The sequence below is a fragment of the Nonomuraea candida genome (assembly GCF_000725485.1).
Taxonomy (GTDB): Bacteria; Actinomycetota; Actinomycetes; order Streptosporangiales; family Streptosporangiaceae; genus Nonomuraea; species Nonomuraea candida.
Window position 1 is genome coordinate 40,604 of record NZ_JOAG01000016.1, and the last position, 23,702, is coordinate 64,305.

Below are 23,702 nucleotides of genomic sequence, written 5' to 3' on the forward strand. Positions count from 1 at the left end.
CCTGGCTCCGTTCGGTGGCTCGGTCGGGGTGTGCATTCAGGTGCTCCGGTTGATCAGGTAGGAGAAGACGCTTTCCAGGTCCTCGTCCGCGGGGGAGACCTGGTGGAGGCGTACGCCCTCGTCGCGGGCGACCCGGGGCAGGAGGCGGGCGAAGCGGCGGAACTCCGTGGCCTGGACCTCCAGGCCGTCGGGGCGCAGCGTGATGCCGCCGGTCGAGCCGTCGCGCACGAGGGCGGCGGCGAGCTTCCTGTCGTCGCTGGAGCGGATCATGAACAGGTGGGGCCGGTCCGTCATCAGGCGCCGGATCTCGCGGAAGTTGCCCGACGCCGCGTGCCGGCCCGCGACCAGCACCTCGATGTGCTGGGCGACGCGCTCGACCTCCTCCAGGATGTGCGAGCTGAACAGGATCGTCTTGCCCGCCGTGCCCATGGCGCGGATCAGGTCCATGAGGTGCAGGCGCTGGCGCGGGTCCATGCCGTTGAACGGCTCGTCGAGGAGGAGGATCGCCGGGTCGTGGACGAGCGCGGCGGCGACCTTGACGCGCTGGCGCATGCCCTTGGAGTACGTCTCGACGCGCCGGTCCTTCGGCTCCTCCATCTCGACCGTGGCCAGGGCCTTGCGGGCGGCCTCGACCGGGTCGGGCAGGCTGTGGAGGCGGGCGGCGGACAGGACGAACTGCCAGCCGGTCAGGAAGCCGTACACCCCCTCCCGTTCCGGGACTAGGCCGATATTTCGGTAGATGTGGTGGTTCTTCCAGACGCGGGTGCCGTCGAGGGTGACCGTGCCGTTCGACGGGGCCAGGAAGCCGGCCATCATGTGCAGGAGCGTCGACTTGCCCGCGCCGTTGGGGCCCAGCAGGCCGGTGACGCCCGGCCCGATCGTCATGGTGACGTCGTTGACCGCCACCACGTTGCCGTACCAGCGGGACACCTGTGAGAGCTCGATCTTCATCGCGCGGCCGCCTTCCGGTAGCGCAGGGCCAGGCCGAGCAGCGCGACGCCGATCAGCACCACCACGAGCAGCGCCGAGACGGGCCCGCTCGGGTAGTCGCCCTCGATGGAGTGCGGCGGCGTGCCGAACAACCAGTGCTGTACGGAGTCGACCAGCCAGAACGGGTTCGCCAGCCACGCCCAGGCCGCCCCCGCCTCGTCGCCCGTCGAGGCCAGCGTGGCGTAGATGATCGGCACCGAGGCCGACGACAGCAGGTAGACCGTGATCACCGAGGCCACGCCGAGCCCGCGCCGCGGCGTGAACGAGGCCAGCGCCAGCCCGAAGGCCGACAGCAGCACCGCCAGCACCAGCGCCATGAGCAGCGCGCCCAGGTACTCGCCGGTGGCCGGCGGCCCCGGCATGTCGACCACCAGCTCGCCCACGTAGATCAGCGTGATCGGCACCGCGATCAGCGCGAACACCGCCACGGTCATCGCCGCCACCTTGGCGCCGACGTACTCGGTGATCGAGACCGGGCGGGAGAGGTAGAGCGGCAGCACGCGGTGGCGCAGGTCGGGCGCGACCGCCGTGGGCGCCTGCGCGGCCAGGAAGATCGCCACCACGGCCTGCATGACGACCGCGAAGCCGCTGTAGGCGATGCCGCGCTGCTGGAGCAGGGCCATCATGGCGATGTTCACGACGGCGGGCAGCATCATGATGGCGGCCAGGGAGAACGGCACGATCTTGCTGCGCGCCGGGCGGCCGAGGCCGAAGATGCCGCGCAGGCTGTGCACGGCCAGGGCCCTGGTCGAGTGGCCCCGGCCGAGCCGCACGCCGTCGTAGTGGCGATATCCGATGTCGTAGATCTCAGACACCCGCGGCCTCCTCCCTGAAGACGTCCTCGATGCGGTGGCGCCCCTGTTCGAGGCGGATCAGGCACAGGTCCAGCTCGGCGGTGGCGTCGCGGATCACGTCGTACGTCTCCGGCCCCGCAACCTTGACCACCAGCAGGCGCCCCTGCCGCGAGACGGTCTGCCCGCCGCCGGACAGCCGGGCCGCCAGCTCGTCGAGCCCTTCGTCCACCTCCACCGTCACGGTCTGCGTGACCTGGGTGAAGTCGCCGATCGCCGAGGAGCGCAGCAGCCGCCCGCCGTCGATGACGATCACGTGGTCGCAGATGCGCTCCAGCTCGCCGAGCAGGTGGGAGGTGACCAGCACGCTGATGCCGAACTCCGTGCCGATGCGCCTGATCAGCGTCAGCATCTCGTCGCGGCCGCGCGGGTCGAGGCCGTTCGTGGGCTCGTCGAGGAAGATCAGCTTGGGGTCGTGGACGAGCGCCTGGGCCAGCTTGACCCGCTGCTTCATGCCGGTCGAGTAGCCCCCGACGGCACGGTAGCGCTCTTCGGCCAGGCCCACGTGGCGCAGCACGTCGGCGGCGCGCTCGCGCGCGGCGGCGCGCGGCAGGCCGGACATCCGCGCGAGGTGGACGACCAGTTCGGTGGCGGAGACGTCGGGGGGCAGGCACTCGTGCTCGGGCATGTAGCCGACGAGCCTGCGGATCTCGGAGCCCTGCGCGGTGACGTCCAGATCGAGCACCCGCGCGGTGCCGCCGGTGGGCGGCAGGAGGCCGAGCAGGATCTTGATCAGCGTCGACTTGCCGGCGCCGTTGGCCCCCACCAGCCCGGTGACGCCGGGGCCCACGGTGAGCGTGAGCTGGTCGACCGCGGTGACGGTGGGGAAACGTTTGGTCAGCCCCTCGGTGGCGAGGATGTGCATGAGCCGGACCCTATCGGGGCGAACCCGGCCAACGCCTCGGTCATACGGATGAACGCCGTCCTACTTGAGGCCAGAATCTGCGCTGGACGAACAGGGTGACGGTGCCCGCGATCACCATGCCCGCGACGTTGAGCGCGAGCTGCGCGACCGAGCCCGCGACCTCGTTCCAGTGGCCCAGCGCCGAGGCGACGGCCACGTAGCCGGCGGCGGGCACGGTGGTGACCGAGATGAAGACGCCGATCAGGGCCGAGGACTTGCCCGCCGTGATCGACAACACCCCGGCCGCGCCCGCCAGCAGGGCCACGATGAACGACCAGCGGTCGGGCTTGACGATGAACTGGAACTCCTCGGTCACGCGCAGGTTCTCCGGCCCGATCCACTCCAGCCCGTACGAGGCGAGCGCGCAGGCGTACGTGATCGCCATCGCCACCCCGAACCCGATGACCAGCGTCCGCAGCGCGGTCGCGATCAGGTGCCACTTGCGGTGCAGCAGGCCGAAGCAGATGGCCGCGATCGCGCCGAACTCCGGGCCCAGCACCATCGCGCCGACGATGAGGATGACGGAGCTCTGCAGCACGGCGATGCCGGAGAGCTGGGTGGCGATGGCCAGGAAGGTCAGGTACGCCCACGTGATGCGCGACTCCGCGTAGACCTTCTGGCTGAGCTCCTCCCAGATGACCGCGTCGTCGGGCTCGCCCGGCGCCTCCAGGATCGCCTCCTCCGCCGCCCTCGACAACGACAGATCGATCTGCTCGGCGGCGATGGAGCCCTCGGTCTCCAGCCACTTGAGCCGGCCCAGCACCTCGTTGGCCGCCTCCCTGGCCGCGTCGCAGAGGACCACGTCGCCCCGGGGCTCGCGGGCCGCGCCGGGCAGGACGACGATGTTGGTGACGCCGGGGCAGTCCTCCAGCACCGCCGTCGCCTCTTCGGTGCGCGCGGCCGGGATGATCAGTCGCAGATGTAGCACGGGCACATTGTCGTCGATCGGACCTTGACGAGGTGTTGATAGGGATACGCCAGGCTCCCTCGCATGATCTGGATCGTGTGCCATGACCATGGTGAGGAGTGCTGGTTCGCCGACCTCGACGACCAGGAGTGCGCGGGCAGGTTCGGCAGATATGTGCTGGAGGAGACGGTCATGTCCGGCGCAGGCGCACCCGGCGTACGGAGTGGTCGGCGCCCTTCTTGAGCACGAGGCCGGCGCGGCCCCTGGTGGGGGCGATGTTCTCGATCAGGTTGCGCTCGTTGATGTCGCGCCAGACGTTGCGCGCGAACTCCGTCGCCTCCTCGTGGGAGAGCTCGGCGATGTGCCGGAAGTACGACTTCGGGTCCTCGAAGGCGGTCCGGCGGAGTTTGTGGAACCGCTCGACGTACCAGGTGCGGATGTCCTCGACCTTGGCGTCGACGTAGATGGAGAAGTCGAAGTAGTCGTTGACCGCGAGGGACGTGGGCGGGGCCGGCTGGAGGACGTTGAGCCCCTCGATGATCAGGATGTCGGGGTTCTTCACGGTCTGGGTGGCGCCGGGGACGATGTCGTACTCGAGGTGGCTGTAGATGGGGGCGTGCACCTCCGCCGCGCCCGCCTTCACCTCCGCCACGAACCTGACCAGCGCCCGCCGGTCGTAGCTCTCGGGGAAGCCCTTGCGATGCATGATCTTCTTGGCCTCGAGCACCGCGTTGGGGTAGAGGAAGCTGTCGGTGGTGATCAGCTCCACGTGCGGGTGCTCGGGCCAGCGGGCCAGGAGGGTGTGCAGCAGGCGCGCGGTGGTCGACTTGCCGACCGCGACGCTGCCCGCGATGCCCAGGATGTACGGGACGCGCTGCCCGGGGTGGCCGAGGAACGCGCTCAGCACGCTGCTGCGCTGCTTGGACCCGGTGAAGTGCAGGTTGAGCAGCCGGGTCAGTGGGAGGTAGATGTCGGTGACTTCGGTCAGGTCGATCGGGTCGTCGACGCCGCGAAGCTCTTCCAGCTCTGCTGCGGTGAGAGTCAAGGGCGTGTTCTTGCGGAGCTCGCTCCACTGCTCCCTGCTCAGTTCCACGTAGCCGTTGTTCACCTAGGCAGCGTAGCGACGGCGGCCGAACCGGATTTCCGCGGGTCGGCGTCCACAACCTGTGGACAAAATCGTGGGATTACCGAGAACCAGTTCGGGGAAGGAAGATGGGTCTCGGCGAATCGGGTATGCGGTCGGTCACGGGGGGCTACTGTCCCGACGGGAGGTATTCCGTGGACCGTCGTCGCTTCATCACCAACGTCGCCGCCGCCGGCATCGCCGGCCCCTTCACCGGCGTGGCCTGCGCCGGCGCGCAGGGCGGGGTCAGACCCGTGCGGGGGTACGGCCCCCTGCGCCCCGTCCGCGACCTGCGCGACGGGAAGGTGCGCCTGCACCTGCCCGGCGGCTTCAGCTACCGCTCGTTCAGCGCCGCGGGCGAGAGGTTCAGCGACGGCTCCACCGTGCCGGGCAGACACGACGGCATGGCCGCCTTCGCCGGGCCCAAGGGCAGCGCCATCCTGGTGCGCAACCACGAGGTGCCCGGCCCCGTGGGCGCGTTCGGCGACAAGAGGCGGGCCTACGACCCGATGGCCGGCGGCGGCACCTCGACCCTGCAGGTCACCCGGCACGGCGAGATGATCAGGAGCCTCCCCTCGCTGAACGGCACCCTGAACAACTGCTCCGGCGGCCCCATGCCCTGGCGGGCCTGGGTGAGCTGCGAGGAGACGGTCAACGGGCCCGACGTGGCCGACGACCACACCGGCGCCGACAACTCCAGGCTCGCGCGCCGCCACGGCTACCTGTTCGAGGTGCCGCTCGGCCGCGCCGCCACGGCCAGGCCGATCCGGGCGGCGGGCCGCTTCCCGCACGAGTCGGCCGCCTTCGACCCCTCCTCGGGCGCCGTCTACCTGACCGAGGACAACTTCGCCTTCCCCTCCGGCTTCTACCGCTACCTGCCGCCCGAGCACCCGCTGCGGGCCGGGCGGCTGCTCGACGGCGGCAGGCTGCAGATGCTCGCCGTCGCGGACGAGGAGCGCAAGGACCTGTCCGCCGGGCAGCGCCGCGGCGCCGCGTACGCGACCGTCTGGGTGGACATCGACGACCCCGACCCCGCCTTCTCCGGCAGGCCGTCCTACGACAGGGCCGCGCAGGCCGTGGGCGCGCAGGGCAGGAAGAAGGGCGCGGCGATCTTCTCCCGCCTGGAGGGGGCGGTGCACCACCAGGGCACGATCTACTTCGTCTCCACCCAGGGCGGCGCCACCGCGCCCGGCGACACCCCGCCCGACGGGTTCGGCGACGGGCGGGGGCAGGTGTGGGCGTACGAGACGTGGAGCGGGCGGCTCAAGCTCGTCTACGAGTCGCCGCGCTCGTCGGTGCTCGACCTGCCCGACAACGTGACGGCCGGCCCGCGCGGCACGCTGGTGCTGTGCGAGGACGGCGACGGCGCCAACTTCCTGCGCGGCCTGACCCGGGCGGGGGAGCTGTTCGACTTCTGCCGCCTCCAGCCGATCCCCGGCGACCCGGGCGCCGAGTTCGCCGGCACCACGTTCGGCCCCGGCGGGCACACGCTCTACGTCAACATCCAGGCCAAGCAGGGCATGTCGCTGGCCATCTGGGGGCCGTGGGAACGCGGCCCCTTCTGAGTAGGCTGGGACGATGATCCTGGGTATCGGCGTCGACATCGTGGACATCGCGCGCTTCGAGGCCGCGCTGGAGCGCACACCGGCGCTCAGGGACAGGCTCTTCACCGAGGCCGAGCGGCCGCTGCCCGCGCAGTCGCTGGCGGCCAGGTTCGCCGCCAAGGAGGCCGTGGCCAAGGCGCTCGGCTCGCCCCGGGGGCTGGGCCACCTGGAGGCCGAGGTGTGCCGCGGCGAGCTGGGCAGGCCCGAGCTGCGGGTCACGGGCAAGGTGGCCGAGGCCGCGTACGAGCTGGGCGTCAAACGCTGGCACGTCTCGCTCAGCCACGACGCGGGCGTGGCCGTGGCCTACGTGATCGCGGAGGGATAGCTCATGCGCACCGCTTACACCGCCGGCCAGATCAGGGCCGCCGAGCACGCGCTCATGGCGACGCTGCCCGAGGGCACGCTCATGCAGCGGGCCGCCGCCGGGCTCGCCGCCGCCTGCGCCGACCTGCTGGGCCGCGTCTACGGCACCCGCGTGGTGCTGCTCGTCGGCAGCGGCGACAACGGCGGCGACGCGCTCTACGCGGGCGAGCGGCTGGCCAGGCGCGGGGCCCGGGTGGGCGCGGTGCTGGCCGGGTCGAAGACGCACGAGGCGGGCCTGCGGGCGCTGCGCGAGGCCGGCGGGCGGGTCGTCGAGGCGTCCGCGATCGAGGGGGCCGACCTGATCATCGACGGGCTCGTCGGGATCGGGGCCTCGGGGGCGCTGCGGGAGCCGTACGCGCGGCTCGCCGAACGGGCGAACGCCGCCGGGGGCACGATCGTGGCCGTGGACGTGCCGAGCGGGGTGGACGCCGGCAGCGGGCGGGTCGAAGGGGCGGCCGTCAGGGCGCGGGTGACCGTGACCATGGGGGCGTACAAGACGGGGCTGCTGGTCGATCCCGGGGCCTCCTGTGCGGGGCGCGTCGAGCTGGTGGACATCGGGCTGGCGCCACACCTGCCCGAGCCCGACGCCACCGCGCTCACCGGCGGCGACGTGGCCGCGCTGCTGCCCAGGCCCGGCAACGAGTCCGACAAATACCGCAGGGGCGTGCTGGGCGTCGCGGCTGGCGGCGACCTGTTCACCGGCGCGGCCGTGCTGGCCGTGGGCGGCGCGCTGCGCGGCGGCGCGGGCCTGGTCAGATACGCCGGGCGCGCCGCCCCGGTCGCCCAGGTGCGCGCGCACTGGCCCGAGGCCGTGGTCACGCAGCTCGACGAGCCCTGCCTCGACCAGGTGGGCCGGGTGCAGGCGTGGGTGCTCGGGCCGGGGCTGGGCACCGGCGACTGGGCGCACGAGCTGGCCGCCGCGGTGCTCGGCTCCGACGTGCCGGTGCTCATCGACGCCGACGGGCTGACGCTGGTCGCCAAGGACCGCGCGCTGCTGCGGCGCGCCGCGCCGGTCCTGATCACGCCGCACGCCGGCGAGCTGGCCAGGCTCATCGGGGCCGACCGCGCCGACATCGAGGCGGCCAGGCTGGCGCACGCCCGGCGGGCGGCGGCGGAGCTGGGCGTGACCGTGCTGCTGAAGGGCTCGACCACGGTGGTGGCCGAGGAGGGCAGGCCGGTGCGGGTCAACACCACCGGCACCCCCTGGCTGGCCACGGGCGGCACGGGCGACGTGCTGTCCGGGCTCGCGGGCGCGCTGCTCGTGCAGGGGCTGAGCTGCTACGACGCCGCCTCCGCCGGCGCCTTCCTGCACGGGCTGGCGGGCCGGCTGGCGGCCGGCGGCGCGCCCCTGGCCGCGGCCGACGTCGCCACGGCGATCCCGGCCGCCGTCCGGGCGCTGGCCGGGCCCGCGAGCGGGAAAACCGCTCTCGACCACGTGCCGGAGCTGCCACACTAGAAGGATGTACTCCTCAGTGGCGACGCCCGCGGAGGCCCGCGTCGATCAGGCCGCCATCAGGCACAACGTGGCCCTGCTCAAGGAGCGGGCCGGCGGCGCGGAGCTGATGGGCGCGGTCAAGGCCGACGCCTACGGGCACGGGCTGGTGCGCACGTCCGAGGCGGTGCTGGAGGGCGGGGCGAGCCGGCTCGGCACGGCGTTCGTCCGCGAGGCGCTGGAGCTGCGGGCCGGCGGCGTGACCGCGCCGATCCTGGCCTGGCTGATCACCCCGGCGGAGCCGCTCGACGAGGCGCTGGCCGCCGACGTCGAGCTGTCGGCCGCCGACGCGCGGCTGCTCGACGAGATCGCCGCCGCCGCCCGCCGCACGGGCCGCGTCGCGCGGCTGCACCTGGAGGCCGACACCGGCATGAGCAGGGGCGGCGCGCCGCTGGCCGCCTGGCCGGAGCTGCTGGCCAGGGCGCTGAAGCTGCGCGCCGAGGGGGTCGTCGAGATCGTCGGGCTCTGGTCCCACTTCGCCTGCGCCGACCTCCCGGGGCATCCGTCGATCGAGCGGCAGCTGGAGGCGTACGCCGAGGCGCTGAAGCTGGCCGAGCAGGCCGGCGCGGCCGGCTCCCACGTGATCAGGCACATCGCCAACTCCGCCGCCGCCATGACGCTCCCCGCCGCCCGCTACGACCTGGTCAGGCCCGGCATCGCGATGTACGGCCTGAGCCCCATCCCCGAGCTGGGCGACTTCGGCCTGCGGCCGGCCATGACGCTGGTGGCCAGGATCGGCCTGGCCAAGCGTGTCACCGGGGGCTCCGGCGTCTCCTACGGGCACCTCTACACCACCGGCGGGGAGACCACGCTCGGCCTCGTCCCCCTCGGCTACGCCGACGGCATACTCCGGCACGCGACCGGCCGGGCCGAGGTCCTGGCGGGCGGCCGCCGCAGGGTGATCGCCGGCCGGGTGTGCATGGACCAGTTCATGATCGACATGGGCGACGACCCCATCGCGGCGGGCGACGAGGTCGTGCTGTTCGGGCCGGGCGACGGGGGCGAGCCGACCGCGCAGGAATGGGCGGATACCCTCGGCACGATCACGCATGAGATCGTGACGAGGATCGGCTCGCGGGTGCCACGGGTCCACCTGAACGTGACGACGGGCACTTCGCGGCGGCCATGAGCGGAGAAGGATCGGGGACATGACGACGACGCCAGCACGGCGCAGGGCAGGGATCGCCGGCGCGCTCGTCGGTGCGGCTTCCGCCGGTGTCGCGGCGGCGGCACTGGCCAAGCGCTACGCGGTCGGCCGGATCAGGCTGCGCCCCGACACCGAGGCGAGCGAGCCCTTCGGCGAGCTGCGGGGCAGGGAGCGCACGCTCGTCACCTCCGACGGCTACGCGCTGCACGTGGAGATCGACGGCCCCGAGGAGCCCGGCGGCCAGGAGGACGAGGCGCCGCTGACCGTGGTGTTCTGCCACGGCTACTGCCTCAGCCTGGAGTCGTGGCACTACCAGCGCAAGGACCTGCGCGAGAACTACCGCATGGTGCTGTGGGACCAGCGCTCCCACGGCCGCTCCCAGCGCGTCGGGGCCGACGACTCCTCCATCGACCGGCTGGGTGAAGACCTGGCCGAGGTGCTGGAGACGTTCGTGCCGGGCCCGTGCGTGCTCGTCGGCCACTCCATGGGCGGCATGACGATCATGGCGCTGGCCGACCGGCACCCCGAGCTGTTCGGCGAGAAGATCCGCGCGGTGGCGCTCATCGCCACCTCGGCGGGCAAGCTGGCCGAGCTCACGCTGGGCCTGCCGGCCGCGCTGTCCAAGGTGGTGCACAAGGTGGCCCCCGGCACGGTCTCCCTGCTGGGCAAGCGCGGCTCGCTGATCGACCGGACCCGCCACGCGGGCAGCGACATCGCGTTCCTGATCACCCGCCTCATCGGCTTCGGCGACTCCAGGAACATCAGCCCCACCGTGGTCGACTTCGCCGAGTCGATGATCAGGGCGACGCCGACCGAGGTGGTCGCCAACTTCTACCCGGCCCTGATGAACCACGACAAGCTCTCCGCGCTCCACGTGCTCGACCCGGTCCCCACCGCGATCCTGGTCGGCGACCGCGACTGGCTGACCCCGCCCGACCACAGCAAGGCCATCGCCGCCGCGCTGCCCAAGGCCCAGCTCACCGAGGTGCCCGACACCTCGCACCTCATCCAGCTCGAACGTCCGGGAATCGTCAACGACGCGCTGCGCGACCTGCTGAAGAGGGTGGATCTCTAGTGCGCCTGCCCACACCCGAGGACATGCGGGTCTACGGCGCCCGCCTGGCCGCCCACCTGCGCCCCGGAGACCTGGTGGTCCTGTCGGGCCCGCTCGGCGCGGGCAAGACCACGCTCGTGCAGGGCATCGCCGAAGGGCTCAAAGTCCGCGGCCCGATCACCTCGCCCACGTTCGTGATCGCCAGGGTGCACCCGTCGCTGCGGCAGGGCCCGCCGCTGGTGCACGTCGACGCCTACCGCCTGGGCGGCGACCTGGAGGTCGACGACCTCGACCTCGACGCCTCGCTGGACGAGTCGGTCACCGTCGTCGAGTGGGGCGAGGGGCTCGTCGAAGGGCTGGCCGACGACCGGCTGGAGATCCACATCGACCGCGAGGCCGGCGACGAGGCCCGCGTCGTGACGCTGCGCGGCGTGGGCTCCAGGTGGGCCGACACGCCGTCTGATTCGCTACAAGAGTGAAACCTCGGTAAAACCCCGGTACGGCTGGCACCCTGGACATACCAGGCCAGAGATATAAAACATGATCGTTGGTCTGGGATTCGCCCAGAATTTCTGGGTATCAGGAGGGGCGACATCCATATTTCTGGTGGATGCTGGGTTGCAAGACGGCGGAGTGGGGTGCGGCCGGTGCTCAGGGTCAGGCGAGTCGCGTACGCGGGAGCCATCGTCATGGTCGGTGTGACCGGCTGCACAGCAACAGCGGAGGCTGATCCGACACCCACCCCCACCACGTCGGTCTCCGGCACCCCGACCGCCGGCCCGACCGGCAGCCCGACCGCCACCCCGCGCACGACCACCACCAGGCAGACCATCTCCGTCCAGCTCAACCCCGACCGCGTCAACGCCGGCGAGACCTCCACCGTGTGGATCCTGGCCAACTGCCCGGTCCCGACCGGCGGCCCCGCCCACACCGGCACCGCCACGTCCCGGGCGTTCGTCAACGGCGTCACGCTCAACCCGGTCCCCGCCGCCTCGGCCAGCCCCACCGGCAACGCCACGTCCGCCGCCGGCTCGCCCTGGGTGCGCGGCGAGGCGCAGGTCTCGGGAACGATCCGGCGCGGCAACTACCGGGTCGACGTCAAGTGCGACGGCACCAACGACATGGGCCGGGCCACGCTCAGGGTCGTCTCGCCCGAGCCCGACCCGGAGCCCGAGCCCACCAGGACCGTTCCGACCGGGGCGCCGAGGGCCGGCGGCGGAGGCACCTACGCCCAGGACGCCGCCGAGGACTCCTCGATCCCGTTCGGCCCGGCCGGCGTGGTGGTCGGGCTGGCGCTGGCCGCGGGCATCGGCTTCGCCGTGAAGCGGCGCAACCGGGCATAACGCCATGGCCCGCCCCGGACGGGTGGTGCTCGCCGGCGCCGTGACCGGCCTGCTGCTGGTCGCCTTCGGCAAGGGCATGCAGACCACCACCACGACCACTCCCGCGGCCGCCGGAGTGGTGCCCAAGAGCATCGACATCCCCTCGATCGACGTCGAAGCCTCGCTGATGAAGCTCGGCCTGGAGAAGAACGGCGAGGTCGAGCTGCCGCCGTACGAGAAGCCGAAGGTGGCCGGCTGGTACACCGGCAGCGCCGTGCCCGGCGAGAAGGGCGCCTCGGTGATCATCGGCCACGTCGACACCAAGACCGCGCCCGCCGTGTTCTACAAGCTCAAGGAGTTACGCAAGGGCGAGACCGTCAAGGTGGAGCGCAGCGACGGCAAGGTCGTGGAGTTCGAGGTGGACGCGATCGAGCAGGTGCACAAGGACCGCTTCCCGGCCGAACGCGTCTACATCGAGGACGGGCTGAAGCTGGTGACCTGCGGCGGCAGGTTCGACTACGCCACGGGCGAGTACCTTGACAACGTCATCGTGTACGCGTCCCAGGTCTGAGGTGAGATGACCAGCGTGGACCACCTGCCCGCGTCCGGCTCCCGAGTCCCCTGGGACGAGGTGCACCCGCGGGTGCGCGCCGCGGTCGAGGACTTCCTCGGCGCCCCCGTGACCGAGGCCGTCACCCAGCCGGGCGGCTTCTCCCCGGCCGCCGCCGTGCGGCTGCGCACGGCCGGCGGCGGGCGCGCCTTCGTCAAGGCCGTCGGCCCCGGGCCCAACCCTCTCACCGCCGGCATCTACCGCGCCGAGCTGCGGATCGCCGCCGCCCTGCCCGCGTCCGTGCCCGCACCCAGGCTGCTGACCGGGTTCGAGCTGGCAGGCTGGGTGACGCTCGTCTTCGAGGACGTCGAGGGCCGGCATCCCGATCTGCCCTGGCGGCGCGACCAGCTCGACCGGGTGCTGACGGCGGTGCGGGAGATGTCGGCGGCGCTGACCCCGGCGCCGATCGACGCCCCGGCCATCGCGGAGGTGTTCGGGGGCAAGCTCCAGGGGTGGCGCGACCTGCTGGGCGAGGACACCACGGGGCTCGACCCGTGGGCGCTGCGCCACCTCCACGAGTTGGCCGAGCTGGAGGACGGCTGGGTCGAGGCCGCGGCGGGCGACAGCCTCGTCCACGGCGACCTGCGGGCCGACAACATCCTGCTCACCGGCGAGCGCGTCTATGTCGTGGACTGGCCGTGGGCCTGCCGGGGCGCGCCCTGGTTCGACCTGCTGGCCATGCTGCCCTCGGTCGGGATGCAGGGCGGGCCGGCGGCGTACGAGCTGGTCGACCTGCCCGGCCCCGAGGTCACCAAGGTGCTGGCGGCGATCACCGGCTACCTCGTGCGGCAGGGGCGCATGCCCGGCCCGCCGGGCATGCCCACGCTCCGGGCGTTCCAGCGGGCCCAGGGCGTGGTGGCCCTCGACTGGCTGAAACACCGCACGGGCTGGTCCTGACGGCCTCGCCCGGGCGGGGCGGGGCGGTGTGCGTGAAGCGGGCGGGTGCGAGTCGTGCGGCGGGTAGGCTAAACAGTCGTGCTGGTCCTGGCCTTTGATACCGCGACGCCCGCCGTCACCGCCGCGCTCCACGACGGGCAGCGCGTGCTCGCCGAGTCGACGACGATCGACGCCCGGCGCCACGGCGAGCTGCTCGTCCCCACCATCGAGCGCGTGCTGGAGCAGGCGGGCGCGCCGCTGCGCGAGGTGACGGCCATCGTGGCGGGCAGCGGTCCCGGCCCCTACACCGGGCTGCGCGTCGGCCTGATGACGGCCCAGGGGCTCGCCACGACGCTGGGCGTCCCCTCCTACGGCATCTGCACGCTCGACGCCGTCGCCTACGGCAGCGGCCGCACCGAGCCCTTCCTGGTGGCCACCGACGCGCGGCGCAAGGAGGTGTTCTGGGCGCGCTACGCCGACCTGCGCACCCGCCTCGACGGCCCGTTCGTCGACCGGCCGGCCGACGTCCCGGTCGAGGGGCTGCCGGTCGTGGGCGCCGGCGCCGGGCTCTACCCCGACCTCCTCGGCGACGGCGGCGACGCGCCCCCCTACCCCTACGCGGGCGCGCTGGCCTCCCTGGCCGCCGAGCGGCTGGCCGCGGGCGTCCCGCTCGACCCGCCGCGGCCGATCTACCTGCGCAGGCCCGACGCGGTCGTGCCGGGCGCGCCCAAGAAGGTGACGGCGTGAAGCTGCGCCCGATGACCCTGGCCGACCTGCCGGCGGTCATGGCGATCGAGCGGGCCACGTTCCCGCTCGACGCGTGGAGCGAGGGCATGATGCGCGGCGAGCTGGCCGAGATGCCCCGCTCGCGCCACTACGTGGTGGCCCTGGTCGACGACGAGATCGTGGCCTACGCGGGCCTGGCCGCCGCCGCCGACCAGGCCGACGTGCAGACCATCGCGGTGCTCGACAGGCACCAGGGCACCGGCATCGGCAGCGCGATGCTGACCGAGCTGCTGGCCGAGGCGCGCCGCAGGGGCGCGCGGGAGATCTTCCTGGAAGTACGCGCCGACAACCCCCGCGCGCAGGCGGTCTACCGGCATTTCGGGTTCGAGGAGATCGGCACCCGCCGCCGCTACTACGACGACGGCACCGACGCGATCATGATGAGAAGGAAGCTGGATGGCTGACGAACCTCTGGTCCTGGGCATCGAGACGTCCTGCGACGAGACCGGCATCGGCATCGTCAGGGGCCACACGCTGCTGGCCAACACGATCGCCTCCAGCATGGACGAGCACGCCAGGTTCGGCGGCGTGGTGCCCGAGGTCGCCTCGCGGGCCCACCTGGAGGCCATGACGCCCACCGTGGAGGCCGCGCTGGCCGAGGCCGGGCTCCGCTTCGCCGACATCGACGCCATCGCCGTCACGGCGGGCCCGGGGCTGGCGGGGGCGCTGCTGGTCGGCGTGGCCGCGGCCAAGTCCTACGCGCTCGGCCTCGGCGTGCCGCTCTACGGCGTCAACCACCTGGCCGCCCACGTCGCGGTCGACCAGCTCGAACACGGGCCGCTGCCCAAGCCGTGCATCGCCATGCTCGTCTCCGGCGGCCACTCCTCGCTGCTGCTCGTGCCCGACGTGGCCGAAGACGTGATCTCGCTGGGCTCGACCGTGGACGACGCCGCGGGTGAGGCGTTCGACAAGGTCGCCCGCGTGCTCGGCCTGCCGTTCCCCGGCGGGCCGCACATCGACAGGGCCGCCCGCGAGGGCTCGGGCACGGCCATCGCGTTCCCGCGCGGCAAGCTCGACGACGGCACGCTCGACTTCTCCTTCTCCGGGCTCAAGACGGCCGTCGCGCGCTGGGTCGAGGCGCGCGAGGCGTCGGGGCAGTCCATCCACGTGCCCGACGTGGCCGCCTCCTTCCAGGAGGCCGTGGTGGACGTGCTGACCCGCAAGGCGCTGCAGGCGTGCCGGAAATACGACGTGCACGACCTGCTGATCGGCGGCGGCGTGGCGGCCAACTCCCGGCTGCGCGCGCTGGCCCAGGAGCGCTGCGACGCGGCCGGCGTGCGGCTGCGGGTGCCCCGGCCGGGCCTGTGCACCGACAACGGCGCCATGGTCGCCGCCCTCGGCTCCGACCTGGTCGCGGCCGGCGTCACGCCGTCCACGCTGGAGATCCCCGCCGACTCCTCGCTGCCGATCACGACCGTGCACGTGTGAGCGCCTGTGGGAGAGCGCCCGCAGGCGCATCACCAGGGCCACCGTCGCCAGCGCCGAGAACAGCGCGAGCTGCCACCAGTCGCTGTCCCGGCCGCCCAGGTGCCGGTCCAGCAGGTGGTTGACGGCGTGGAAGGTGTTGGTGAACACATATCCGGCCAGCACCACCGCGATCACGTCGCGCCACCACAGGCGCGGACCGAGGGGTCAGCCCCTGGCCCGGGTCGCTCTGGCCCGCGGCGCGTCAGTCCTTGGGCCGGGTCGGGCGCAGGAGGGCCTCGGCCAGGGCCAGCATGGTCTCCTCCAGCGCGTCGAGCCGCTTGTTCAGGTCGGCCGCGGCCGGCTGGACGATGCCGGTCACCGTGCCGGCCAGCTCGTCGCCGTCGGGCCGGGCCCTGACCAGCTCGGTGAGCGCCTCGGTGGCGGCGGTCAGGCGGTCGGCCTGCTCGCCGGCGTGCGCCTGGAGCACCTCGCCGACCCGCTCCTGGATGGCCAGGTCGGCGGGCAGCCGGCTCACGCTCTCGGTGACCGTCTCGATGCGCTCGTCCACGGACTCCAGGTGCGCGCTCGCCTGCTCGGCGCGCGCGGCCAGCCCGTTGAGGTGGGTGTCGAAGCCGTTGAAGCGGGTGTCGAGGCCGCCGAAGTGGCCGTCGATGGCGTCGAAGCGGCCGCTCAGGTGCTCCTCGGCCTCGACCAGCCGCTCGTCGATGGCGTCGATCTGGTTGTCGAGCTTGTTGAAGCGGCCCTCGTTGCGGGTGGCGATCTCGCCGGCGTGCTGGTCGGCGGCGGCCATGCGCTCGTCGAGGGAGGCGAAGCGGGCGTCGACGCGTACGTCGAGCGCGTCGAACCGGTCGTCGTGGCGCCCCAGGTGGCCGTCGAGGGTGCCCAGCCGCTTGTCGACCGCGCCGAGCTGCCCGTCCATGGACACCAGCCGCTTGTCCACCCCGCTCATCCTGCCGTCGAGCCCGTCGAGCCGGGTGTCGATGTCGGCCAGGCACTCGTCGGCGGACTCCAGCCGGCTGTCGAACCCGGTGAGCCGGGAGTCGAGGGCCGTGAGCTTGCCCTCGGCCCGGTCGAGCCGGGCGTCGACGCCGCTGAGCCGGGCCGTCAGGCGCTGCTCGCTCTCGCCGAGCTGCACGGCCAGGTGCCGGTCGGTCTCGTCGAGCCGGGTGGTCAGGCGCTGCTCGACCTCGGACATCCGCGCGCCGAGCTGCTCGTCGGCCTCCTTGAGCCGGACGACGAGCCGCTCGTCGGCCTCCAGGAGCGCCGTGGCCAGCCGCTGGTCGGTCTCGGCCAGCCGGGCGCCGAGCCGCTGGTCGGTCTCGTCGAGGCGGGCGCCCAGCCGCTGCCCGGTCTCGTCGAGCCGGGACGTGAGCCGTTCGTCGGTCTCGTCGAGCTTGGCGGACAGGCGCCGGTCGGCCGCGTCGAGCTTGGCGGACAGGCGCCCGTCGGTCTCGTCGAGGCGCGCGGTGACGTGCCGCTCGGCCGCGTCGACCTTCTCGGACAGCTGCTCGGCGGTGCCGGCGATCCGGTCGTTGACGCTCTCGGACAGGTCGCTGATGACCAGCTCGACCCGGTCGGTACGGCCCACCAGCTCCGCCATCGACTTGTCGAGCCGGGTGAACCGGCTGGCCGCGGCCTCCATGCTGGAGTTGAGCCCGGCCAGCATCGCCGCGAAGTCGGTCATGCCCCTGGTGAGCCCGTCGGTGGTGTCGAGCACCGACTGCAGCCGGGTGAGCGCCTCGTCGACGTTCTCGCCCACGGTGCCCAGGTCGGCCCACAGGCTGGGCAGCTCCGCCACCGGGGCCACCCGGGCGTCCACGTGGCCGACGCGCTCGCCGACGGCGTCGACGTGGTCGCGCACGGCCTCCACGTGCTGGGCCAGCCCCTCGGCCCACATCGGCGGCCTGGCGGAGATCTCCTCCAGCCGGCCGCTGACCGACTCCAGCGTGCCGCTGAGCCCGCCCAGCTCGCGCTCGCGCACCTCGCGCAGCAGCCATTCCATCCCTTCGAGCCGCTGGCGGATCTCGTCGAGCACCGCGCCCTGGGTGCGTTGCTCGTAGACGTGGTCCTGGGCGGCACGCGCGAGCAGGTCTCGCATCCTCTTGGGCACGGCGTCGTGGGCGCCTGCCTGAAGAACGGCGGTGTGGTTGGAATGGTCCACCGAAAGCTCCTTCGCTCGCCGACGGTCTGCCGCGCAGCGGTGGGATAGGTCCGGTTTATAGGTGCAAGGCGAAGAACGCGGTTAACCGCAATAAGGAGGAGAACTCCCGCCCGCCCACCTTAGCCTTTCGATCAAGGTCCGTCAGGGCTGAATTGAAAGATCGCGGTTAACGCGCCGATGGCCGGATTCGGTGGTTCAGGCAGGTGAGAGCGGTTTGCAGATGAGAACCGAGGGTTTGTCGGCGATTCTGGTCAGGATGATGACCGCGGAAGCGGGGCCTTTGAGCCGCAGGTCGGCGCGCAGGCGTTCGATGTCGAGGGCGGAGCCGCGCTTTTTGATGGTGACATTGCCGATTTGTCGCTCGCGGAGGGCGGCACGCAGCTTTTTCAGAGAAAACGGAAGAATGTCCTCTACTTCGTATCGGGTGGCCCAGGGGGTGTCCACCGGCTCGTCGGCCGCGATGTAGGCGATCTGCGGGTCGGGCAGCCGGCCGCCGACCAACTCGGCCACCTCGCCGACGAGGTGCGCGCGGATCGCGGCGCCGTCGGGCTCGTAGACGTAGCGGCCGGGAGGGCCGGTCGGGGCCCGCACGCCGGTGGCGGTCAGGCTGTGGCCGCCGGGCAGCAGGGTGGCCCGCCTGCCGCCGCCCCCGCCCGTCCAGAGGGTCGCCTCCTTGACCTCCCCCTTGTACGAGATCCACTCGGCCTCCGCGCCCTCGGGGATGAACGCGTACGGGATGCCGGGGGCGACCTTGAGGCAGGCCAGCCGGGCGCGGGAGAGCAGGCCGAGCACCACGGGCCAGGGCGGCGAGTAGGCCATGGGGTCGAACGTCCTGCCCCTGCCCGTGCGCCTGGCCGGGTCGGCGAACAGCACGTCGTACTCCTCCGGCGCGACCCCCGCCGCGTCCCCCACGGTCACCGTCACGCGGCCGGAGAGGCCGAGCGCCTCGGCGTTGGCCCGGGCCACGGCCACGGTCAGCGGGTCAGTGTCCACGGCGGTCACGACGCAGCCGGCGCGGGCCAGCGCGACGAGGTCCCCGCCGACCCCGCAACACGCGTCCACCACCCGCGGCCCCGAGCCGGTGGGTGACGGGGGGTGGTGGAGGGCGAGGAGGCGGCGGGCGCGGTGGGCGGCGACCTCGGCGCGGGTGGACTGCTCCAGGCCGTGCGGCGTGAAGTACATCAGGGCGGCGTCCGCGCCGAACTTGGCCCTGGCCCGCTCCCTGAGCCCGGCCTGGGTGAGCGCCGCCGAGGTGAGCGCCGCGTCGTACGTCCGGCGCAGCGCGGTGGCGGCGGCGACCGGGTCGGCGCCCGTCAGCTCCCCGGCCTCGGCGAGCGCGCGCCTGCCGCGCGGGGTCAGCAACTCGGTGAAGGCGTCGAGGTCCACGTCACCTGACGTTAGCGCCACGCCCGGGACGGGGGGACGGCCGGGCGGCCCGCCGCCGGGCCGGAAGCCGGGCCGGAAGTGCGCGCACGTGGCAGACTCGCGGGACCGCCGCCGCGGTTTTACGTGTCTGATCGCTCTCAGCGGAGGCGTTCGTGTTGACTGTCAAGCCCCTCTTGCATATGTTTCCTGTTGGCACTCTCCCCTTGAGAGTGCCAACGTGCGACGAGGCAGGTCTGACACCCGCGACGGCAGGCCCCGCTGGTCGCCTCTTCTGATCATTCAAATCTGAAGGGGAGGTCCGATCGTGACGACCGCCACCAAGGTTCCCGTTAAGCCGCTCGGCGACCGCATCGTGGTCCAGCCGCTTGAGGCCGAGCAGACCACCGCTTCCGGCCTGGTCATCCCGGACACCGCCAAGGAGAAGCCGCAGGAGGGCAAGGTCCTCGCGGTGGGCCCCGGCAACTGGGACGAGGACGGCGACAAGCGGATTCCGCTCGACGTCTCCGAGGGCGACATCGTCCTCTACAGCAAGTACGGCGGCACCGAGGTCAAGTACGGCGGCGAGGAGTACCTCGTGCTCTCCGCCCGCGACGTTCTCGCGATCATCGAGAAGTAAGCCGGATGTGTCGAGCCCCGGGCGCTCTTGAGGGCGGCCGGGGCTTTCGACGCTAGGAGAGGACTTTCAGCATGGCGAAGATCCTGGAGTTCGACGAGGACGCCCGCCGCGCGCTCGAGCGCGGCGTGAACGCCCTCGCGGACGCCGTGAAGGTAACCCTCGGCCCGCGTGGCCGCAACGTGGTCATCGACAAGAAGTTCGGTGCGCCGACGATCACGAACGACGGTGTGACCATCGCTCGTGAGATCGAGCTGGAGGAGCGCTACGAGAACCTCGGCGCCCAGCTCGCCAAGGAAGTCGCCACCAAGACCAACGACATCGCGGGCGACGGCACCACCACCGCGACCGTCCTGGCCCAGGCCATGGTCCGCGAGGGCCTGCGCAACGTGGCGGCCGGCGCCTCGCCGCTGTCGCTCAAGCGCGGCATCGACAAGGCCGCCAAGGCCGTCAGCGACAAGCTGCTGGCCAGCGCCCGTGAGGTCGGCGACAAGAAGGAGATCGCCAACGTCGCGACGATCTCCGCGCAGGACGCGCAGATCGGCGGCCTGATCGCCGAGGCGTTCGACAAGGTGGGCAAGGACGGTGTCCTCACCGTCGAAGAGTCCAACGCCATGGGCATGGAGCTCGAGTTCACCGAGGGCATGCAGTTCGACAAGGGCTACCTGTCGGCCTACATGGTGACCGACCCCGAGCGGATGGAGTCCGTCCTGGAGGACGCCTACATCCTGCTCACCCAGGGCAAGATCTCCTCCATCGCGGACTTCCTGCCGCTGCTGGAGAAGATCGCCCAGACGAAGAAGCCGCTGCTCGTGGTCGCCGAGGACGTCGAGGGCGAGGCCCTGGCCGTCCTGGTCACCAACAAGATCCGCGGCACCTTCACCTCCGTGGCCGTCAAGGCCCCGGGCTTCGGCGACCGCCGCAAGGCGATGCTGCAGGACATGGCCATCCTCACCGGCGGCCAGGTCGTCAGCGAGGAGGTCGGCCTCAAGCTGGAGCACGTCGGTCTCGAGGTGCTCGGCACGGCCCGCCGCGTCGTCGTCACCAAGGACGCCACGACCATCGTCGACGGCGCCGGCGACCCGCAGGCCATCGAGGACCGCGTCAAGGAGATCAAGATTGCCATCGAGCAGTCCGACTCCGACTGGGACCGCGAGAAGCTGCAGGAGCGCCTGGCCAAGCTCGCCGGCGGTGTGTGCGTGCTGCGCGTCGGCGCCGCCACCGAGGTGGAGCTGAAGGAGAAGAAGCACCGCCTCGAGGACGCGATCTCCGCGACGCGCGCCGCGATCGAGGAGGGCATCGTCTCCGGCGGTGGCTCCGCGCTGATCCACATCTCCAAGGAGCTCGACGACCTCGGCCTGACCGGCGACGAGGCCACCGGTGTCGGCATCGTGCGCCGCGCGCTGGTGGAGCCGGCCCGCTGGATCGCCGAGAACGCCGGCCTCGAGGGCTACGTGGTGACGCACAAGGTCGCCGAGCTGGAGGCGGGCCACGGCCTCAACGCCGCCACCGGCGAATACGTCAACCTGCTCGACCAGGGCGTCATCGACCCGGTGAAGGTCACCCGCTCGGCCGTCCAGAACGCGGCGTCGATCGCGGGCATGCTGCTCACCACCGAGGCGCTCGTGGTGGACAAGCCCGAGGAGGAGGCCCCGGCCGCCGGCCAGGGTCACGGTCACGGCCACGGCCACTGACCGATCCTTCCGCCGTCCGTACGGCCCGTGCCCCGTCGGGGGTGCGGGCCGTACGGCTTTTCACGGCCGGGGCGCGGGCGGACGGCCGTTCCTGGCGGCCGTTCATGGCGGGCGGCCAGGATGGGGCGGCCAGGATGGGGCGGCCAGGGTGGGCGGCCTTCCACGGCGGGGCCGGAGGCCGGGGGTGGGCGGGCGACGGCCTGACGGCGGGCGACGTTACGGTGGGGTGCGTGGGGCGTTCCGGGCTGGAGCGCGGGCCGGGGCCGGAGAGGTGACGGGCGTGCGGTACGTACGGGCGGTGGAGCGGCTGCGGATGCTGGCCGAGGCGTGCGAGCAGACCCGGCGGGTGCCGATGGACGAGCCGTTCCTGCGCGGCGCGTACGTCTTCGGCGACCTGACGGCCGGGGCCGATCCGATCGAGGCGATCGAGGTCGTCCTCCAGCTCAACCTGCCCCCGCAGGAGGTCACCTGGGAGACCCAGCCGCCCGGCACGGCGTGGCTGGTGGACTTCCTGCGGCTGGACAAGGGCGGCATCGCGTACTGGTGGCGCTCGCACCTGGACCCGGTGGCCAACCATCGCATCCGGGAGCCCGTACGGTTCTGGTCGCTGGACGGGATCGAGGAGGGGGTGCTCGAGGCGCTGCGCGAGCGGCGGTTCGAGGCGCTGGGCGGTGCCGTGACCGGCATCGGGGAGCGGGAGCGGGCCGCGCGGACGGAGGAGGACCTGGAGCGCGCCCTGGCGCACCTGCGGGCCGTGCACGGGCAGTACTGGGACCGGCGGTGGCGGCGGGAGCACCGGGGGCTGGGCCGGTATCCGGAGCACCACCTGTGGGAGGCCGTCCAGGGATATCTGGATCTGCTCGACGCGCGGGACGAATGAGCCGACACCTCCGACCTTTGCCCGGGAAAAGGGACCGGCGGGGCTCGTGAGCCGAGGGCCGCGGGGGGTTTCGGTCCATGGGAAGGCTTTCGGGAGGCTGGGAGGAACAGCCGGGTTTGGGGGGAAGTGGGGGAAAAGGGTGGATTATTGGAGTAAACCGGAGGTACGCGATAAGCGTCTGAGGTCTGACAAATGTCGTGCATTCCGGGTTATCAGCTGAAACATTATGTCACTATTAAGGCTTAGTGTGGTCGGTCGATTACTCCTCGTTATCGCCGCTTCAATGTGACCAATCCGTAGCCGTTCGCTATGACGACAGGCCGGATCAGTGCGGGCATCATGCCTATCGTGAGCGAGGGAAGCGTCGCCGACGCCAAAATTGGGGTAAGGCTCGCGTCGAGACTTCCGGCACGGACGGATGACTCCGACCTTAGGGAACTGACGAGCCTCGCCGTGCAGGGAGATCGCAGTGCGATCGAATCTCTGCTCGGTGAGTTGCGTCCGATGGTGGTGCGGTATTGCCGCGCCCGGCTGGGCAGGGTTTCAGGGCAATATCACATTGCCGATGACGTGGCCCAGGAGGTGTGCATCGCGGTGTTGTCCGCGCTGCCGCGATACCGCGACATGGGGCGGCCGTTCGCGTCCTTCGTGTTCGGGATCGCCTCGCACAAGGTGGCCGACGCGCTGCGCAGCTCGGTGCGCTCGGCCGTGCCGACCCAGGACCTGCCCGACGGGCCCGACGACGGCCCGGGGCCCGAGGAGACGGTGGTCCGCTACATCGAGGTCGAGCACGCCAGGCGGCTGCTGGCCAGGCTGCCCGACAACCAGCGCGAGTTGCTGCTGTTGCGAGTGGTGTCAGGGTTGTCGGCCGAGGAGACCGGTAATGTACTCGGCATGTCACCAGGTGCGGTCCGCGTCGCCCAGCATCGGGCGCTGGCCAGGTTGCGGCAGATGGCGGAGCTGGAGTCGGCTTGACGCCGGAGGAGGAGACCGAGGCGCTGCTCGACGCGCTCGGTCGCGGACAGGTGCCCGACCCGGCTGATCCGGCCGTGCGCCTGCTGGCCGCGCTGCTCGACGACGTCGATCAGCGGCGCCCGCAGAGGTCTCAGCGGCGCTCTTCCGTGTCGATGACGCCGTCGACGTAGCCTCGGGCGTAATCCCAGCTGACATAGTCTGCCGGGTCCGGGTGAAAGGCCGGCTCGTGCACCTGCGGCTGGCCTTTCTCGATCATCTGTTTCAGGTTGCCGCGCAGCAGCTCCCAGTCGAAGAAGTGCTGCTCGCCGCATTCCGGGCAGTCGAGCACGAGCCCCAGCACCCCCTGCGGTTCGAGCAGGGAGCGGAAGACCTCGACATCGGCGAGGTCGGTGATGGCCTCGTCGCGCTCGGCCGCCGTGAGCGGCTCGGCGTCGTCGAGCGCGCCCATCGCGGCGGAGGGGTCGTTGGGGTCGTCCGCGAACGGATCGCGGGGGACGTCTTCCAGCACCTTCCCACCATATGACCGAAGCGGCCCG

The 23,702-nt window shown here is 72.1% G+C and carries 25 protein-coding genes; 17 read left to right on the forward strand and 8 right to left on the reverse strand.

Translation table 11 applies throughout. The features are described from left to right. Positions 1-36 precede the first annotated feature (36 nt). The 5 genes from IO39_RS17090 to coaA all read right to left on the reverse strand — a co-directional run bounded on the left by IO39_RS17090 (position 37) and on the right by coaA (position 4,745). Positions 37-951, reverse strand: coding sequence for an ABC transporter ATP-binding protein (locus IO39_RS17090; RefSeq protein WP_043623519.1), 915 nt, complete (start codon positions 949-951; stop codon positions 37-39). Then, a complete protein-coding gene (locus IO39_RS17095; RefSeq protein WP_043623525.1) occupies positions 948-1,805 on the reverse strand; it encodes an ABC transporter permease in 858 nt (285 codons plus the stop codon). Before IO39_RS17095 ends, IO39_RS17090 begins: the two co-directional genes overlap by 4 nt. After that, complete coding sequence (locus IO39_RS17100) at positions 1,798-2,706, reverse strand: ABC transporter ATP-binding protein (RefSeq protein ID WP_043623528.1); 909 nt, start codon at positions 2,704-2,706, stop codon at positions 1,798-1,800. Before IO39_RS17100 ends, IO39_RS17095 begins: the two co-directional genes overlap by 8 nt. A 40-nt stretch (positions 2,707-2,746) precedes the next feature. Beyond that, on the reverse strand, positions 2,747-3,673 hold the full coding sequence (locus tag IO39_RS17105) for a DUF389 domain-containing protein (protein ID WP_043623756.1): 927 nt from the start codon (positions 3,671-3,673) through the stop codon (positions 2,747-2,749). Positions 3,674-3,842: 169 nt separating this feature from the next. Beyond that, entirely contained in the window at positions 3,843-4,745 is a 903-nt protein-coding gene (gene coaA / locus IO39_RS17110) for a type I pantothenate kinase (protein ID WP_043623758.1), read from the reverse strand. 185 nt (positions 4,746-4,930) lie between these two features. On the opposite strand from coaA, the gene IO39_RS17115 reads away from it, so the two are divergent. From IO39_RS17115 to tsaD, 12 genes are all read left to right on the forward strand, one after another. After that, a complete protein-coding gene (locus tag IO39_RS17115) occupies positions 4,931-6,340 on the forward strand; it encodes an alkaline phosphatase PhoX (RefSeq protein WP_043623760.1) in 1,410 nt (469 codons plus the stop codon). 13 nt (positions 6,341-6,353) lie between these two features. Beyond that, a complete protein-coding gene (locus IO39_RS17120) occupies positions 6,354-6,704 on the forward strand; it encodes a holo-ACP synthase (protein ID WP_043623533.1) in 351 nt (116 codons plus the stop codon). Between the two features lie 3 nt (positions 6,705-6,707). Then, positions 6,708-8,198, forward strand: coding sequence for a bifunctional ADP-dependent NAD(P)H-hydrate dehydratase/NAD(P)H-hydrate epimerase (locus IO39_RS17125; RefSeq protein WP_052423010.1), 1,491 nt, complete (start codon positions 6,708-6,710; stop codon positions 8,196-8,198). A 4-nt stretch (positions 8,199-8,202) separates the two neighbouring features. Then, positions 8,203-9,363: an alanine racemase gene (alr, locus tag IO39_RS17130; RefSeq protein WP_043623536.1), complete on the forward strand. Its 1,161-nt coding sequence runs from the start codon at positions 8,203-8,205 to the stop codon at positions 9,361-9,363. 19 nt (positions 9,364-9,382) lie between these two features. Next, positions 9,383-10,456, forward strand: coding sequence for an alpha/beta fold hydrolase (locus tag IO39_RS17135; RefSeq protein ID WP_052423011.1), 1,074 nt, complete (start codon positions 9,383-9,385; stop codon positions 10,454-10,456). After that, positions 10,456-10,914 (forward strand): tRNA (adenosine(37)-N6)-threonylcarbamoyltransferase complex ATPase subunit type 1 TsaE, encoded by a 459-nt coding sequence (gene tsaE / locus IO39_RS17140; protein ID WP_052423012.1) that lies wholly within the window; start codon positions 10,456-10,458, stop codon positions 10,912-10,914. The genes IO39_RS17135 and tsaE overlap by 1 nt, the downstream gene beginning before the upstream one ends. A 210-nt stretch (positions 10,915-11,124) precedes the next feature. Then, positions 11,125-11,778: a hypothetical protein gene (locus IO39_RS17145; protein ID WP_157548496.1), complete on the forward strand. Its 654-nt coding sequence runs from the start codon at positions 11,125-11,127 to the stop codon at positions 11,776-11,778. Positions 11,779-11,782: 4 nt separating this feature from the next. Next, positions 11,783-12,328: a class F sortase gene (locus IO39_RS17150; RefSeq protein WP_043623546.1), complete on the forward strand. Its 546-nt coding sequence runs from the start codon at positions 11,783-11,785 to the stop codon at positions 12,326-12,328. 6 nt (positions 12,329-12,334) lie between these two features. Next, positions 12,335-13,264, forward strand: a complete 930-nt coding sequence (locus IO39_RS17155) for an aminoglycoside phosphotransferase family protein (protein WP_043623549.1) — start codon at positions 12,335-12,337, stop codon at positions 13,262-13,264. A gap of 78 nt (positions 13,265-13,342) precedes the next feature. After that, a complete protein-coding gene (gene tsaB / locus IO39_RS17160; protein WP_043623552.1) occupies positions 13,343-13,990 on the forward strand; it encodes a tRNA (adenosine(37)-N6)-threonylcarbamoyltransferase complex dimerization subunit type 1 TsaB in 648 nt (215 codons plus the stop codon). An 11-nt stretch (positions 13,991-14,001) separates the two neighbouring features. Continuing rightward, entirely contained in the window at positions 14,002-14,433 is a 432-nt protein-coding gene (rimI, locus tag IO39_RS17165) for a ribosomal protein S18-alanine N-acetyltransferase (RefSeq protein ID WP_052423022.1), read from the forward strand. Then, positions 14,426-15,457, forward strand: a complete 1,032-nt coding sequence (tsaD, locus tag IO39_RS17170) for a tRNA (adenosine(37)-N6)-threonylcarbamoyltransferase complex transferase subunit TsaD (RefSeq protein ID WP_043623558.1) — start codon at positions 14,426-14,428, stop codon at positions 15,455-15,457. Before rimI ends, tsaD begins: the two co-directional genes overlap by 8 nt. Before the next feature lie 241 nt (positions 15,458-15,698). Here the strand turns inward: tsaD and IO39_RS17175 are convergent, their stop codons facing one another. Both IO39_RS17175 and IO39_RS17180 read right to left on the reverse strand, forming a co-directional pair. Continuing rightward, positions 15,699-17,618, reverse strand: a complete 1,920-nt coding sequence (locus tag IO39_RS17175; protein ID WP_043623559.1) for a hypothetical protein — start codon at positions 17,616-17,618, stop codon at positions 15,699-15,701. Positions 17,619-17,813: 195 nt separating this feature from the next. After that, a complete protein-coding gene (locus IO39_RS17180) occupies positions 17,814-19,004 on the reverse strand; it encodes a class I SAM-dependent methyltransferase (RefSeq protein WP_043623562.1) in 1,191 nt (396 codons plus the stop codon). 304 nt (positions 19,005-19,308) lie between these two features. On the opposite strand from IO39_RS17180, the gene groES reads away from it, so the two are divergent. The 5 genes from groES to IO39_RS54500 all read left to right on the forward strand — a co-directional run bounded on the left by groES (position 19,309) and on the right by IO39_RS54500 (position 23,336). Beyond that, entirely contained in the window at positions 19,309-19,620 is a 312-nt protein-coding gene (gene groES, locus IO39_RS17185) for a co-chaperone GroES (protein WP_043623565.1), read from the forward strand. Between the two features lie 71 nt (positions 19,621-19,691). Further along, positions 19,692-21,311, forward strand: a complete 1,620-nt coding sequence (gene groL, locus IO39_RS17190; protein WP_043623567.1) for a chaperonin GroEL — start codon at positions 19,692-19,694, stop codon at positions 21,309-21,311. Positions 21,312-21,591: 280 nt separating this feature from the next. Beyond that, positions 21,592-22,191, forward strand: a complete 600-nt coding sequence (locus tag IO39_RS58905) for a DUF7711 family protein (protein WP_157548499.1) — start codon at positions 21,592-21,594, stop codon at positions 22,189-22,191. Positions 22,192-22,530: 339 nt separating this feature from the next. Beyond that, entirely contained in the window at positions 22,531-23,166 is a 636-nt protein-coding gene (locus tag IO39_RS17200; RefSeq protein WP_090930520.1) for a sigma-70 family RNA polymerase sigma factor, read from the forward strand. Next, a complete protein-coding gene (locus IO39_RS54500; RefSeq protein WP_157548503.1) occupies positions 23,163-23,336 on the forward strand; it encodes a hypothetical protein in 174 nt (57 codons plus the stop codon). Before IO39_RS17200 ends, IO39_RS54500 begins: the two co-directional genes overlap by 4 nt. On the opposite strand, the gene IO39_RS17205 is transcribed toward IO39_RS54500, so the two are convergent. After that, positions 23,297-23,674 (reverse strand): DUF5319 domain-containing protein, encoded by a 378-nt coding sequence (locus tag IO39_RS17205; RefSeq protein WP_043623573.1) that lies wholly within the window; start codon positions 23,672-23,674, stop codon positions 23,297-23,299. The two genes, IO39_RS54500 and IO39_RS17205, sit on opposite strands and share 40 nt — an antisense overlap. Positions 23,675-23,702 lie beyond the last annotated feature (28 nt).

Bases quoted from the DNA above. Each gene is read 5' to 3' on its own strand.
- IO39_RS17090 (WP_043623519.1), bottom strand. From the start codon at position 951: ATGAAGATCGAGCTCTCACAGGTGTCCCGCTGGTACGGCAACGTGGTG.
- IO39_RS17100 (WP_043623528.1), bottom strand. From the start codon at position 2,706: ATGCACATCCTCGCCACCGAGGGGCTGACCAAACGTTTCCCCACCGTC.
- IO39_RS17120 (WP_043623533.1), top strand. From the start codon at position 6,354: ATGATCCTGGGTATCGGCGTCGACATCGTGGACATCGCGCGCTTCGAG.
- IO39_RS17125 (WP_052423010.1), top strand. From the start codon at position 6,708: ATGCGCACCGCTTACACCGCCGGCCAGATCAGGGCCGCCGAGCACGCG.
- alr (WP_043623536.1), top strand. From the start codon at position 8,203: ATGTACTCCTCAGTGGCGACGCCCGCGGAGGCCCGCGTCGATCAGGCC.
- IO39_RS17135 (WP_052423011.1), top strand. From the start codon at position 9,383: ATGACGACGACGCCAGCACGGCGCAGGGCAGGGATCGCCGGCGCGCTC.
- IO39_RS17145 (WP_157548496.1), top strand. From the start codon at position 11,125: ATGGTCGGTGTGACCGGCTGCACAGCAACAGCGGAGGCTGATCCGACA.
- IO39_RS17150 (WP_043623546.1), top strand. From the start codon at position 11,783: ATGGCCCGCCCCGGACGGGTGGTGCTCGCCGGCGCCGTGACCGGCCTG.
- IO39_RS17155 (WP_043623549.1), top strand. From the start codon at position 12,335: ATGACCAGCGTGGACCACCTGCCCGCGTCCGGCTCCCGAGTCCCCTGG.
- rimI (WP_052423022.1), top strand. From the start codon at position 14,002: ATGACCCTGGCCGACCTGCCGGCGGTCATGGCGATCGAGCGGGCCACG.
- tsaD (WP_043623558.1), top strand. From the start codon at position 14,426: ATGGCTGACGAACCTCTGGTCCTGGGCATCGAGACGTCCTGCGACGAG.
- groL (WP_043623567.1), top strand. From the start codon at position 19,692: ATGGCGAAGATCCTGGAGTTCGACGAGGACGCCCGCCGCGCGCTCGAG.
- IO39_RS17200 (WP_090930520.1), top strand. From the start codon at position 22,531: ATGCCTATCGTGAGCGAGGGAAGCGTCGCCGACGCCAAAATTGGGGTA.